Source organism: Pseudomonas sp. 2FG, from assembly GCF_005502935.1.
Lineage (GTDB): Bacteria > Pseudomonadota > Gammaproteobacteria > Pseudomonadales > Pseudomonadaceae > Aquipseudomonas.
Genome location: NZ_SCMP01000003.1, coordinates 264,859 through 277,607 on the forward strand (window position 1 = coordinate 264,859; position 12,749 = coordinate 277,607).

At 63.2% G+C, this 12,749-nt stretch carries 12 protein-coding genes and 3 tRNA genes; 2 read left to right on the top strand and 13 right to left on the bottom strand.

Annotated elements, in window-relative coordinates; translation table 11 throughout:
* Nucleotides 1-12 precede the first annotated feature (12 nt).
* Nucleotides 13-2,049 carry an NADPH-dependent 2,4-dienoyl-CoA reductase gene (locus FFS13_RS04700; RefSeq protein WP_137817939.1) on the bottom strand — a complete coding sequence of 679 codons (2,037 nt, stop codon included), beginning with the start codon at nt 2,047-2,049 and terminating at the stop codon, nt 13-15.
* Between the two features lie 218 nt (nt 2,050-2,267).
* On the opposite strand from FFS13_RS04700, the gene FFS13_RS04705 reads away from it, so the two are divergent.
* Nucleotides 2,268-3,398 (top strand): carbon-nitrogen hydrolase family protein, encoded by a 1,131-nt coding sequence (locus FFS13_RS04705; protein WP_137817940.1) that lies wholly within the window; start codon nt 2,268-2,270, stop codon nt 3,396-3,398.
* A gap of 4 nt (nt 3,399-3,402) precedes the next feature.
* Nucleotides 3,403-4,440 carry an AraC family transcriptional regulator gene (locus FFS13_RS04710; RefSeq protein ID WP_137817941.1) on the top strand — a complete coding sequence of 346 codons (1,038 nt, stop codon included), beginning with the start codon at nt 3,403-3,405 and terminating at the stop codon, nt 4,438-4,440.
* A 249-nt stretch (nt 4,441-4,689) separates the two neighbouring features.
* On the opposite strand, the gene FFS13_RS04715 is transcribed toward FFS13_RS04710, so the two are convergent.
* The 12 genes from FFS13_RS04715 to gspE all read right to left on the bottom strand — a co-directional run bounded on the left by FFS13_RS04715 (nt 4,690) and on the right by gspE (nt 12,606).
* Nucleotides 4,690-4,766, bottom strand: a tRNA-Asp gene (locus FFS13_RS04715).
* A gap of 105 nt (nt 4,767-4,871) precedes the next feature.
* Nucleotides 4,872-4,948, bottom strand: a tRNA-Asp gene (locus FFS13_RS04720).
* A 35-nt stretch (nt 4,949-4,983) separates the two neighbouring features.
* A tRNA-Val gene (locus tag FFS13_RS04725) sits at nt 4,984-5,059 on the bottom strand.
* A gap of 149 nt (nt 5,060-5,208) precedes the next feature.
* On the bottom strand, nt 5,209-5,733 hold the full coding sequence (locus FFS13_RS04730) for a type II secretion system protein M (RefSeq protein WP_137817942.1): 525 nt from the start codon (nt 5,731-5,733) through the stop codon (nt 5,209-5,211).
* A 2-nt stretch (nt 5,734-5,735) separates the two neighbouring features.
* A complete protein-coding gene (gene gspL, locus FFS13_RS04735) occupies nt 5,736-6,875 on the bottom strand; it encodes a type II secretion system protein GspL (protein ID WP_137817943.1) in 1,140 nt (379 codons plus the stop codon).
* Complete coding sequence (gene gspK / locus FFS13_RS04740; RefSeq protein ID WP_137817944.1) at nt 6,872-7,843, bottom strand: type II secretion system minor pseudopilin GspK; 972 nt, start codon at nt 7,841-7,843, stop codon at nt 6,872-6,874. Before gspK ends, gspL begins: the two co-directional genes overlap by 4 nt.
* Complete coding sequence (gene gspJ / locus FFS13_RS04745; protein WP_137817945.1) at nt 7,840-8,523, bottom strand: type II secretion system minor pseudopilin GspJ; 684 nt, start codon at nt 8,521-8,523, stop codon at nt 7,840-7,842. Before gspJ ends, gspK begins: the two co-directional genes overlap by 4 nt.
* Nucleotides 8,520-8,909 (bottom strand): type II secretion system minor pseudopilin GspI, encoded by a 390-nt coding sequence (gspI, locus tag FFS13_RS04750; RefSeq protein WP_137817946.1) that lies wholly within the window; start codon nt 8,907-8,909, stop codon nt 8,520-8,522. The genes gspJ and gspI overlap by 4 nt, the downstream gene beginning before the upstream one ends.
* Complete coding sequence (gspH, locus tag FFS13_RS04755; RefSeq protein WP_137817947.1) at nt 8,906-9,445, bottom strand: type II secretion system minor pseudopilin GspH; 540 nt, start codon at nt 9,443-9,445, stop codon at nt 8,906-8,908. The genes gspI and gspH overlap by 4 nt, the downstream gene beginning before the upstream one ends.
* Nucleotides 9,446-9,451: 6 nt before the next feature.
* Nucleotides 9,452-9,883, bottom strand: a complete 432-nt coding sequence (gene gspG, locus FFS13_RS04760) for a type II secretion system major pseudopilin GspG (protein WP_371922932.1) — start codon at nt 9,881-9,883, stop codon at nt 9,452-9,454.
* Nucleotides 9,884-9,887: 4 nt separating this feature from the next.
* Nucleotides 9,888-11,105, bottom strand: a complete 1,218-nt coding sequence (gene xcpS / locus FFS13_RS04765) for a GspF family T2SS innner membrane protein variant XcpS (protein ID WP_137817948.1) — start codon at nt 11,103-11,105, stop codon at nt 9,888-9,890.
* A 13-nt stretch (nt 11,106-11,118) separates the two neighbouring features.
* A complete protein-coding gene (gene gspE, locus FFS13_RS04770) occupies nt 11,119-12,606 on the bottom strand; it encodes a type II secretion system ATPase GspE (RefSeq protein ID WP_137817949.1) in 1,488 nt (495 codons plus the stop codon).
* Nucleotides 12,607-12,749: the final 143 nt, after the last annotated feature.

Sequence of the window (12,749 nt, forward strand, 5' to 3'; positions counted from 1 at the left end):
ATTCAGAGCATCTTAGAGTTCAGCAGCCAGACGCGAACCCTGATTGATCGCCCGCTTCGCATCCAATTCGGCCGCCACATCGGCGCCGCCGATCAGGTGCACGCTCTGCCCTGCCGCGACCAGACCATCCTGCAACTCACGCAGCGGATCCTGGCCGGCGCAGATGATCACGGTATCCACCGGCAGTACTTGCGGCTCACCCTCGGCGATGCGGATATGCAGACCGGCGTCGTCGATCTTCAGGTACTCGACGCTACTGAGCATCTGCACCTGCTTGTTCTTCAGGCCGGCACGATGAATCCAGCCGGTGGTCTTACCCAGGCCATCGCCGACCTTGGATTTTTTCCGTTGCAGCAGGAACACCTGGCGTGCCGGCGCATGCGGTTCGGCCTGGATGCCGGCAACCCCACCGCGAGCCTCCAGATCGGCGTCGATGCCCCACTCCTTCCAGAAGGCTTCGCGGTTCTGACTGGTGGCTTCGCCTTGGTGCACGATGAACTCGGAAACGTCGAAGCCGATGCCGCCCGCACCGATCACCGCCACCTTCTGCCCGACTGGCTTGCGCTCGAGGATGGCATCCAGGTAGCTGATCACCTTCGGGCTGTCGACACCCGGAATCTCCGGGGTGCGCGGCGCGATACCGGTGGCCAGGATGATCTCGTCGTAGCCGCCTTCGGCCAGCTCGGCGGCATCCACCCGAGTGTTCAAGTGCAGCTCGACCCCGGTAGTCTCCAGCTTGCGCTTGAAGTAGCGCAGGGTCTCGAAGAACTCTTCCTTACCTGGCACCCGCTTGGCCACGTTGAACTGGCCGCCGATCTCGCCGGCGGAATCGAACAGGGTCACCTGATGGCCACGCTCGGCCGCCACGGTGGCGGCGGACAAGCCGGCCGGGCCGGCGCCGACCACGGCGATCTTCTTCACCTGGGTCGCCGGTATGTAGTTCAGCTCGGTCTCGTGGCAGGCCCGCGGGTTGACCAGGCAACTGGTCAACTTGCCGCCGAAGGTGTGATCCAGACAGGCCTGGTTGCAACCGATGCAGGTGTTGATCTCGTCGCTGCGACCTGCGGCGGCCTTGTTGACGAAATCCGGGTCGGCCAGGAATGGGCGGGCCATGGAGACCATGTCGGCGTCGCCTTCGGCCAGCACCTGCTCGGCGACTTCCGGGGTGTTGATGCGGTTGGTGGTGATCAGCGGAATGCCGACCTCGCCACGCAGCTTGGCGGTGACCTTGGTGAACGCGGCACGCGGTACCTTGGTGGCGATGGTCGGAATACGTGCTTCGTGCCAGCCGATACCGGTGTTGATGAGGGTCGCGCCGGCCTGCTCGATGGCCTTGGCCAGCAGCACGATCTCGTCCCAGGTGCTGCCACCTTCCACCAGATCGAGCATCGACAGGCGATAGATGATGATGAAGTTCGGCCCGACCGCCTCGCGCACGCGGCGGACGATCTCTACCGGCAGGCGCATGCGGTTCTCGTAGCTGCCGCCCCAGCGGTCGGTACGCTGGTTGGTATGCGCGGCGAGGAACTGGTTAATGAAATAACCTTCCGAACCCATGATCTCGACGCCGTCGTACTCGGCCACCTGGGCCAGGCTGGAACAGGTGACGAAATCCTGGATCTGCTTCTCGATACCCTCCTCGTCCAGCTCCCGGGGCTTGAACGGGTTGATCGGCGCCTGGATCGCGCTCGGCGCCACCGACTTCGGGCTGTAGGCATAACGCCCGGCATGCAGGATCTGCATGCAGATCTTGCCGCCCGCCTCGTGCACCGCCCGGGTGACTATCCTGTGCTTGTCCGCTTCTTCCTGGGTGGTCAGCTTGGCCGCACCGGAATACACCCCACCCTCGACGTTCGGGCCGATACCGCCGGTAACCATCAGGCCCACGCCACCGCGGGCACGTTCGGCGAAATAGGCCGCCATGCGCTCGAAGCCATTGGGCTTTTCTTCCAGGCCGGTGTGCATGGAGCCCATCAAGGTGCGGTTACGCAGGGTGGTGAAACCCAGGTCAAGCGGGGCCAACAGGTGCGGATAGTGAGCGGTGGTCATAGGAACTCCACAAGCAGTGCATTCACGGGATGCCGCAGCCTCAGTAGCGGTTGTTGTCGGAACCGGGCAGCGATCAGTTATGCAGCAGACGATAGAGAGCTACCGAGCCCCACTCAATGATCCAAAGTGACAAGTTATTGATCGAAACGAGCAGCGCGACTTGGCAAGCACAGCCCAACGTCCTACCCTTGACAGTGAATCCCGCACGCCTTTATCTCATGCGCAAACTACTCAGCTTCGCCGTCATCAGCCTCCTCATCGGCGCCATCAGCGCTTATGCCGTTTGGACCGGATTGCGTCCGAGCGGCCATTACCTGTCTGACCTGCGCAGCCAGGTCGTGCTCAACCAAGGCCAGCCAGGCGAGCGCGGCAACCTGCTCGGCATCCAGCCGGAGCTGTTCTCCGGCGATTATCAGAGTGTCGAGCTACTGCACCTGAAACTCGCCGCCTACCTGGAAAAAGCCCGCAGCGAAGGCCTGCTCAACCGCAAAACCATCGCCGTACTGCCGGAACACATTGGCACCTGGCTGATCGCGAGCGGAGAGAAGGCCGAGGTTTATCAGGCCAAAACAGTGAAAGAAGCCATGGCCTGGCTAGCCGCCAGCCATCCGCTGCAACTCGTCAGCGCCCTGCTTGCCGCGCAAGGCGAGGATCGTCTGGCCGACGCGCTGTTGCGCATGAAGGGTCAGGCCATGGCCCGCGACTACCAAGCCTTGTTTGGCGGTTTGGCCAAGGAGTTCGGCATCACCCTGGTAGCCGGCTCGATCGTGCTACCCGAGCCCCGGGTGGAAAACGGCACTCTGACGGTCGGCAGCGGCCCGCTCTACAACATCAGCCTGGTGTTCGGTAGCGATGGCGCACCACTCGGCCAGCCGCAGCGCAAAAGCTTCCCGATTCGCGACGAACAAGGCTTTACCGCCGCCGCCCCGATTGCTGCGCTACAGGTGCTGGATACACCAGCCGGGCGCCTGGGCGTGTTGATCTGCGCCGACAGCTGGTACCCGGCCGGTTACGCCGAACTGGCCCGCAACGGTGTCGAGCTGCTGGCCGTACCGGCGTTTCTCACCGGCAATGGCCATTGGTCGAAGCCTTGGGGCGGCTACAATGGCGCCACGACGCCAGCCGACGTCAGCCTTAAACCCGGCGAACTGAGCGAAGGGGAAGCCTGGCAGCGCCTGGCCATGGCCGCTCGCCTCTCCAGCAGCGGCGCCCAGGCGGGTATTACCGTATTCATGCGCGGCCAGTTGTGGGGCATGGGCAGCGATGGCCAAAGTTCGCTCGCCACGCCCGGCCAAAATAGTCTGGCTAGCGTTGGCCACGGCGCCCGCCTGATCAACCTCTGGCTGTAGGCCGATGAAACCCACGCGAGTACGTCTTGGCGACCTCTCGGTCGGTTTCGTCCACAGCCTGGCCGAGGCCGTACGCGCGCTTGCGCAAGACCCCGCACCGCTGCTCGACCAATATGGTCTGGATGCTGCGCGCCTGGCCGAGCCGCGGGCCAGGCTGTCGATCCCGCGTTATATGCGCCTGGGGCACGCCGCGATCCAGCTGACTGGCGACCCCAGCCTGGGCCTGCTGATGGGCCAACTGAACCGGCTCAGCCAAGTTGGCCTGGCCGGCGTCACCGCCGCCCAAGCCCCGACCGTGCGGGAAGCCGCCCGCGCACTGATTCGCTTTGAACCCCTGTACGCCTACAACTATCGCGGCCAGTCGAGCTTGCATGAGGATGCCCAAGGTGCCTGGCTGCGCTTCTATTCGATCAACCCGTACAACGCCTACAACCGCTTCGTCGTGGACTCGGTACTGGCCAGCTGGACCTGCCAGCTGAGCAGCCTGGCCGGGCAAAAGCTGAACCTCGAAAAGGTCGAAATCGAATTCCCCGCCCCCAGCTACGCCGAGCGCTACGCCGAGGTGTTCGGCTGCCCGCTGGAGTTCGGTGCCAGCGTCAATCAGCTGCGACTGAACCAGGCCAACCTGGCCTTGCGCAACCCCGAACACTGCCCGAGCACCTGGCGCCATCTGCTGGAAATCTGCGAACGCGAACTGGAACAACTGACCCGCACCCGCAGCCTGCGCGAGCGCATCAGCCAACTGCTCGGCCCGCTGCTGCATGGGCGCGAGCCCGACCTGGAAGAACTTGCGGCACGCCTGCAGCTCCCCACCTGGACGCTGCGGCGCAAGTTGGCGGAAGAAGGCACGCAGTACCGGGCGATTCTCAACGATACCCGCCGGGATCTGGCGATGGCCTATATCCGCGACACCGAACTGGCCTTTGGCGAGATCGCCTATCTGCTCGGCTTCGCCTCGGCGGAAGCCTTTCAGCGCGCGTTCAAACGCTGGAGCGGGCAGACCCCTGGCGAGTTCCGCCGTGCGCAACGGCAAGCAGGCTAACGGGCCTCGTCACAACTCAGTGGCATCTTCCACAGGCTCAGCAGGATCCTCTTGCTCGCCAGCGCGGTATTCGAGGAGCTCTTCTTGATAGTCGTCCATTGGGTTTACCTCTCGATCTAAGGACACAGGCCTAACAAAGACCCTGGCAAATAGATTAAAGATCCCAGATGAACAAAAAATGAAACAAAAATCGAAATATCGCAGGCAATAAAAAGCCCCTAGGTCTTTCAACCTAAGGGCTTTCTAAGATGGCGCAGCGGACGGGACTCGAACCCGCGACCCCCGGCGTGACAGGCCGGTATTCTAACCGACTGAACTACCGCTGCGTGTCGGTTGGACTTGCGTCCAATGGAACTCTTTGAAACCTCTGACCAGCTAACCCTGTAGGGCTTCACCCGTCTCAGGCCGACCGTAATCGAACCTGGAGAATATGGCGCAGCGGACGGGACTCGAACCCGCGACCCCCGGCGTGACAGGCCGGTATTCTAACCGACTGAACTACCGCTGCGCGTCGGTCGGACTTGCGTCCGAAATTCACAAGAGTGGTGGGTGATGACGGGATCGAACCGCCGACCCTCTGCTTGTAAGGCAGATGCTCTCCCAGCTGAGCTAATCACCCGCTGCTTGCGAGGCGCGAAATCTACGCGGGAGGCGCACCTAAGTCAACACCCTACATAGAGTTTTTCTTCAAAGAGGGGTTTATCTCGACAAGCTGCGAGTTCGTCTCAGGCTGCCCGCACAACCGACGACCCTGCCCGCGCTGCCCGATCAATGCGCTACGCGCAAGGTCAGGCGCGCGGCGACCCGGCCATCTTCGCCACGATCTAATGCCGCTTCATCGATCCGCACACCCTGCCCTTCGAGCAAGGCAAACCAGCGCAGCAACTGGGCAAAGGGCGCCGGCTGCAGGTTGACCTGCAGGCCGCCATCCCCCTCGCTGTCCAGACGCTCCACCGCCAGGTTCTGCTGCGCCGCACTGGCGGTAACCAGACCTTGCAGGTTAGCCGGATCCAGGCTGACCTTGGGTTTGCTCGAAAGCGCACGGGCCAAGGGGGCTCGCGCCTGCAGATAGGCATTCAGCTCGCGCTGCTGCTCGAAAGCACTGCGCGCGGCAATCAGACGTTGCTCGGCTGGGCGCCAGAGGCTCAGATAGAGCAGCAGCGCCAGCAAAAACAACGCCAGCAGGCTCAACGCCAGGCGCTCGCGCGGGATCAGCGCGCGCCAGCGTTGTAACAGCACGGAACGCTCCAGTTGCGCCGAGAACGAACTTTTCAATGCACTCAAACCGCTCATCCTTAGCCTCCAATCACCAAGCGGGCACTAACCCCAGTCGCTTCACGGCTGGCTGACCCCAACTGCACCACCAGCCCAGCCTTGATCAGGCGTTCACGCAACCGTTCCAGCGCGTCGAAACCCGGCGCCTGCACCTGCAGCGCCAAGTCGCCACGGCTGTCACTGAAGTCCAACTGCTGCACGCGCACCTGGGCGCCTTCGGCAACCAGCGCTCCGGTGGCCTGACCAAGCAGATTGAGCAGGCGACTCTGACCACCCCCAGCACCTTCGGCCAAATGCTGGTCGAACTGGGTACGCAGGTTGACCAGCTTGTTGTCCTCGGGAAACAGCTCGCGATAGAGCGCCACATTGGACCCGGCATAGGCCTCGCTCTCGCGTTGCAATTGCCAGCTCTGCGCCACATTGAAGCCCCATTGCAGCAGCAGCCACAGGCCAACCAAGCCCAGCAGCGGACGCCAACGCAGCCACTCCTCCGTCGACTCGCGCGGCGCGAACTCGCCCTGGGCCAGGTTGCAGCCAGCGGACTGACTGGCCAACCAGAGATGGAGATCCGGCTCGCGCCGACACTCGCCAATCCCTGCCGGCAACGCCTGCTCCGGCGGGGCATAGGCCATATGCGGCAGCGGACAGGCCGGCGCCAGCGATGGCCAATCCTCGGTTGCCAGCGCCATGCGCGTCGGCGTGGCGCCGCCGAGCAGCCAACGCTCAGCCAGCCAGAGCAATTGCGCGCCCTGCGCCGGGAGCAAATCCGCGTCGACCTGAATCGTCGCCGGCCGGTTTTCCGCGCACAGCGTCAACCAGTCCGCCAGCCAGCTACGGCGCACGGCGAACACCCGATGCCGACCGTCAGCCAACTGCTCGCCCAGGGCCAGATGCAGGTGCTCGACCTCTTCGGCCAGCAACTCCTCCACCGCAAACGGCAAGGCCTGACGCAACCAACGGGACTTCTGCGTCGGCAGTTGCACAGCGCAGCTGGTCACCGCCTCCACCGGCAGCACCAGGCGCCAGGACGCACCCAGCTCCGCCACTGCCGCGGCGAAGGCTAGCTGCGTGCGGACGCCCGCCTGCACACGGCACACCTCTAGTTCGGGATCAGCCCCCGCACAGGCAGACGGCGGAAGAAAAATACACACCTGACTCATTGAGCGGACTCCTTAATCGGCGCTGGCGCTGAACCAGCCTGCCCTAAATCACGGGCCAGCGCCCGCACGCGACCGTCTTCGGCACGTTGCAAACTGCTCACCAGCACCTGACGACGGTCAACCACTCGCACCTCGCTGATCACCTGAAAATATTGACTGCCCACGGCCAAGCCCTGCCCCTGCAAACCGAGCCCAGCCAAGGCCGGCTGTTCGAGAAAGCTCTCCAGGCTGCGAAAACCCTGGTTACCCCGCGCCGCCAGCAGACCTTGCGCAACGCTCGGCGTCAAACCATCGGCCAGACTAGAAAGCACCAAGGCACTGGCAGTATTGACGTTTAGCGCGGCGTCTGCGGGTAACGCGCTGACATAAGGCAACAGCCGCCGGTAATCCGCCTCATTCATGCCCAATAACAGGCGCAGCTCAGAGACATCGCTCAGCAGTTGATTAGCCGCTCGGTAGGCAGGCTGTGCCAACAGATATTGATTGTCCTCCGCGCCATTGGCACCGTTCGGTTCCTGATCGGCATCCAGCCAGTCCTGCAAGCGCTCGGCATAGGGCTGCTCGATCTCCAGGCGCAGCAATAGGCGGCGAAACTGCGCCACGGCCGCTGCATTGACCTGACCCTGGCGCACCAGACTGTTGAGATTAAAGCGCCCACTCGGATCCTCGATACGCACCCGCAACTCCCCCCCCTCATCCAGCTTGAAGGGCGCCTGCGCTCGCGCCCACGCCTCACCCAAGTGATCCACCGACTGACGCGGATCACCCTGACGCAAATCGCGCAGCAGCAGCGCTTTGGCTAACGCTTCGCCACCCAAGGCGTAATGCCAGGCCTGACGCGCTGTCAACAGATTGGCACTGCTACGAATGGCCAGCTGCTGGCGCGCGATAAGCCCGGCACAGACCACCGTCACCACGGCCACCACCAGCAGCACCGTGATCAAGGCAACGCCCCTTTGGCGCGTCATGAGCCGGTCTCCGCTTCAGGCTCGGGCGCTGGCTGTTCGCCACCCTCGGCGTCTCCCTGGGTCGCGTCTTTGGGCATATCCGGCAAGCGCAAGACACGCCGCAGCTCACCATAACGACGATGTTCCAGCACTAACTCGACCGCCCTCGGTAGCCGCTGCAGACGCTTGTCTTCGGCGCCTTCGGCCGGCGGCCAACTGTCCAACCAGCGCCCCTCGCGATCCAGGTAACGCAGCGCAAAGCGGGTGACGCCGTCCAGCGCCTGCTGCACGCGCGGCTGGCTGTCCTGGGCCTGATCCAACACCGTCCAGTAACGTCGCTGCCATTGCTCGCCACTCAACTCCCAGCGGACCCGCTGTAAGCGCGAACGTGGTGTGCCCATGGGGTTGCGCCAGCCATTACGGGTGAACTCCAGCGCCGGGTGATCGCCGCCCTCACCGAGCAAGGCGGCACGCGACTCACCGAACGGATCGCGCACCGGCCGCGCCACCAGCTGCAACACGTCACGCTCGAAAGCCGCCATGGCGCGGATCAACTCGCGCAATTGCTGTTCCTGGGTCCGCGTCGCAGTGTCGGTGCGCAGCACGCTGTTGAGCATGCGGTAGGTGCCCAGCCCCAGCAGGGCAAAGATCGCGATGGCAATCAGCAACTCCAACAGCGTGAAGCCCGCGGAGCGCCTCATGGTTCAGCCCCGAGGAAGCCGGTGAGGCTCAATATCGCGCGCTCTTTCAGATCGCCACGGGCACCGCGCTCACCGCTCAGCGCCACCCAGAGCGTGACCCGACGCATCGTCGGTTCACTGGTGGGTTCAATCAGGCTCAGCCATTCCCAGTGCCGCCCGGCGTAGTCCAACTGACCTTGCGCGCGACCATCGGCCGGCGGCGTTTCGGCCAGTTGCAGTTCGCTCAAACGATTGTCGGCAATCCACATGGCCAGGGTCTTGTCTTCCAGGCGCGCGGCCGTCTGCAAGCTACGCGAACTGGCAGTCAGCACGCTGGCCGCGACCAAGGCGAAAATGCCCAGTGCAACCAGCACCTCGAGCAGGGTGAAACCCCGTGCGCGCCTCATCCGGCTCGCCCCTTGAGCACCTTGGCCTCGACCTCAACTTGGGGCAGGCGGAAACCATCGCTGGACATTTGCAGCTGCAAGCCATCTTTGCGCCGTTCAGCCAGGCGCAGGCGGAAAGGACTGAGCTCGCCGCTCGAGAGAATCAATAACTGCGGAGCAGCGTTTTTGGCTTTTCTATCGTCATCCGCAGCCGGTGCAGGCAAGTTCAAGGCTTCACCATCCAACTCGAAGCTCAGCACCGCCCAACTCGGCAAGCGATGGGCAGCCTTATCCAACGCCAGCCACTTACCCGTGGCTTCGTCGTAGCGCAGCACCCGATAGGCCTCGGGGCTCAGCCGTAGGCCGTACTCGCGGTTGTCCAATACTGCTTCGTCCGCTAGTACACCGATCAAGCCGGTCAGGCGCTCAGCCTCGTTGTTCAGTTCCCGCGCAGGCCCTGCGATGCCGGTACTGAGCACGGCCAAGCCGACCAGGCTGCCGAGGATCACCAGCACCACGAGCAGCTCGATCAGCGTGAACCCCAGCGAGCGGCTCATCGCGGCTTACAGATCCCAGTTGCCGATATCGGCATCGTGGTCGTCGCCGCCTTCCTTGCCGTCGGCTCCCAGGGAATACAGATCGAAAGGACCTTTAGTGCCCGGCGCCAGGTATTGGTAGGGATTGCCCCAAGGATCGACCGGCATCCGCTTGAGGTAGCCGTCTTTATTCCAGTTCTTCGCCGCAGGGTTACCCGAGGGTTTTTTCACCAGGGCCTCGAGCCCTTGCTGGGTGTTCGGATAGGCGTAATTGTCCAGTTTGTACATATCCAGCGCGGCGGAGATGGCCTTGACATCCCCCTTGGCCACAGTGACCTTGGCCTGATCCGGGCGGCTCATCACCTGCGGTACGATCAAGGCCGCGAGGATCCCGAGGATCACCACCACCACCATGATTTCGATCAGGGTAAAACCCTGTTGCTTGCGCACGTCCTTCACTTGCTTACCCCACCAGTTGATTCAACGACAAAATCGGCAGGAGGATGGCCAGCACGATCAACAGCACCACCACCCCCATAAACACCAGCATGAACGGCTCGAACAGGCCCACCAGCAAGGCGACCTGCGCGCCCAGATCATTCTCCTGATTGCGCGCGGTACGCGCGAGCATCTGATCCAGCTCGCCGGAGCGCTCGCCGCTGGCAATCATGTGCAGCATCATCGGCGGAAACTGGCCACTGGCCTCCAGTGCGCGAGTCAGGCTGCCGCCCTCGCGAACCTTCTGCGCGGCCAGCACCACTTCGGCGCGAATCACCCGGTTGGCGATCACCTGCGCACCAATGCCGAGGGCTTCGACCAAGGGCACGCCACTCCGGGTGAGGATCGCCAGGGTCGAGGCGAATCGCGCGCAGTCGGTCGCGCGAACCAAGCGTCCGGCTAAAGGCACCCGCAACAGCAAGCCATGCCAACGCTGCTTGACCCGCTCATCGCGCAACGCCCAGCGCAGCCCAAAGCCGCCGGCAAACAACAGCAACACCAGCAACCAGCCCCAGGCTTTAACCGCGTCACTGAGCGCAATCAAACCGCGCGTCAGCGCCGGCAAGGTCTGCCCGGAGTCGACAAATACTCGCACCACATCCGGCACCACATAGCCCAGGAGAAAGGCAACGATGATCAGCGAGGTGACCATCAGGATCAGCGGATAGAGCAATGCCAGCTGAATCTTCTGCCGCGACTGCTGGCGCTGCTCGGTGTAATCCGCCAACTGCTCCAACACCGGGCCCAAATGCCCGGCGTGCTCACCGGCGGCCACCGTGGCGCGGTACAACTCGGGAAAGGCCGCGGGAAATTCTCTCAGGCTAGCGGCCAGGCTATTGCCCTCCAGCACTCTGGCGCGCACGGCGAGCAGCATCGCCTCGATACGCGGTGCGGTGGATTGCGCAGCGGCGGCGCGCAAGGCTTCTTCGATCGGCAACCCGGCCTGAATCAGGGTGGCCAACTGCCGGGTCAGCAACGCCAGGTCGCGGGCGGAAAGCCCACGAACGAAGCTGAAATGCCCGTCATTACTGGCTTGCTCGCGAGTGCGGGTGGCCTTCACCTGCAAGGGCGCCAACTGCCGCTCACGCAGCAACTGCCGCACTTGGCGCGCGCTGTCGGCCTCCAGAACGCCTTTCTGCTGACGCCCCTTGGTGTCGAGGGCGAGGTACTCGAATGCGGCCATGATGGTTCCTAGATCACTCTTCCCGTGTCACGCGCAGCACTTCTTCCAGGGTAGTCGTCCCCTCCAGCACCTTACGCCGACCATCCTCACGAATGCTCGGCCCAGAGCGGCGCGCATGTTGGATCATTTCCTGCTCGGAAGCGGCGTTGTGCACCAAGCTGCGCATGTGGTCATCGAACACCACCAGTTCATAGATACCGGTACGCCCGCGATAGCCCTGCTGCTTGCACTCGGCGCAGCCACGGGCATGCTGGATCAGCGGTGGCTGCGCACTCTCGACGCCCAGCAGCGCACACTCCGCGGCATCGGCGGGGTAAGCCTCTTTGCAATGCGGGCAGAGCACACGTACCAGACGCTGGGCGAGCACCCCCAAGAGCGAAGACGACAACAGGAACGGCTCGACACCCATATCTACCAGCCGGGTAATGGCGCCGATGGCACTGTTGGTGTGCAGGGTGGAGAGCACCAGGTGACCGGTCAGCGACGCCTGCACGGCGATCTGTGCGGTTTCCTTGTCGCGAATTTCGCCGACCATCACCACGTCCGGGTCCTGGCGCAAGATGGCGCGCAAGCCGCGGGCGAAGGTCATATCGACCTTGGGATTGACCTGAGTTTGACCTATGCCTTCCAGGTGGTATTCGATCGGATCTTCGACCGTGAGAATGTTCCGCGTCCGGTCGTTGAGGCTGACCAAACTGGCATACAGCGTGGTGGTCTTACCCGAGCCGGTGGGGCCGGTGACCAGCAGAATCCCGTGGGGTTTGCGCACGGTTTCTTCCATCAGTTTGCGGTCCCGCGCGCACATGCCTAAATGCTGCAGCGACAGGCGCCCCGCCTGCTTATCGAGCAAGCGCAGTACCACCCGCTCGCCATTCGCAGAAGGCAGAGTGGAGACCCGGATATCCACCTCGCGCCCACCCACCCGCAGCGAAATTCGCCCGTCCTGCGGTATACGCTTCTCGGCGATATCCAACCGCGCCATGACCTTGATCCGCGACACCAGCAGCGCCGCCAGTTCGCGCTTGGGCTCCAACACTTCACGCAAGATACCGTCGACCCGGAAGCGGACGACCAGGCGTTTCTCGAAGGTTTCCAGGTGGATATCGGACGCGTTTTCCTTGATCGCCTCACCGAGGATGGCATTGATCAGGCGGATGATCGGCGCGTCATCCTCCTGCTCCAGCAAGTCCTCGGTTTCTGGAATCTGCTCGGCCAGAGCAGCCAGGTCCATGCTGCCACCGATATCTTCGGCCAGCTGCATGGAGACGGAATCGTGTTGGTAAGCATTGGCCAGGGCCAGTTCAAAGGCGTCGGCCGAGAGCGCGCGCAAGGGCAGACGCCGCCCGGCGAAACGCTGCGCTTCGACCAGAGCCACCAGCTCAACCGTGGGCCGGTGCCCCAGACAAGCCTGGTCAGACTCGACCAACAGCACCACACCATGGCGCCTGGCGAAACTGAATGGCAGCCGGCGTAGCGGCGCCTCGGCAGGGAGAGCGTTCATATTGATCGGGCCTTCAAACGGTAATCTTGAGCAAGTATCACAGGCAAATTTGACCGGCGTACGTCGCGACTCCGCATTTTTTGTTGTTATAAATGCTCCCGCTACGGGAGGAATCACAGCGGTCTATCTTTAGCACATCAGAC

What these genes read in the sequence shown, in the direction of transcription:
- FFS13_RS04700 (WP_137817939.1), bottom strand. Translation starts at nt 2,049, where the DNA reads ATGACCACCGCTCACTATCCGCACCTGTTGGCCCCGCTTGACCTGGGT.
- FFS13_RS04705 (WP_137817940.1), top strand. Translation starts at nt 2,268, where the DNA reads ATGCGCAAACTACTCAGCTTCGCCGTCATCAGCCTCCTCATCGGCGCC.
- FFS13_RS04710 (WP_137817941.1), top strand. Translation starts at nt 3,403, where the DNA reads ATGAAACCCACGCGAGTACGTCTTGGCGACCTCTCGGTCGGTTTCGTC.
- FFS13_RS04730 (WP_137817942.1), bottom strand. Translation starts at nt 5,733, where the DNA reads ATGAGCGGTTTGAGTGCATTGAAAAGTTCGTTCTCGGCGCAACTGGAG.
- gspL (WP_137817943.1), bottom strand. Translation starts at nt 6,875, where the DNA reads ATGAGTCAGGTGTGTATTTTTCTTCCGCCGTCTGCCTGTGCGGGGGCT.
- gspK (WP_137817944.1), bottom strand. Translation starts at nt 7,843, where the DNA reads ATGACGCGCCAAAGGGGCGTTGCCTTGATCACGGTGCTGCTGGTGGTG.
- gspJ (WP_137817945.1), bottom strand. Translation starts at nt 8,523, where the DNA reads ATGAGGCGCTCCGCGGGCTTCACGCTGTTGGAGTTGCTGATTGCCATC.
- gspI (WP_137817946.1), bottom strand. Translation starts at nt 8,909, where the DNA reads ATGAGGCGCGCACGGGGTTTCACCCTGCTCGAGGTGCTGGTTGCACTG.
- gspH (WP_137817947.1), bottom strand. Translation starts at nt 9,445, where the DNA reads ATGAGCCGCTCGCTGGGGTTCACGCTGATCGAGCTGCTCGTGGTGCTG.
- xcpS (WP_137817948.1), bottom strand. Translation starts at nt 11,105, where the DNA reads ATGGCCGCATTCGAGTACCTCGCCCTCGACACCAAGGGGCGTCAGCAG.
- gspE (WP_137817949.1), bottom strand. Translation starts at nt 12,606, where the DNA reads ATGAACGCTCTCCCTGCCGAGGCGCCGCTACGCCGGCTGCCATTCAGT.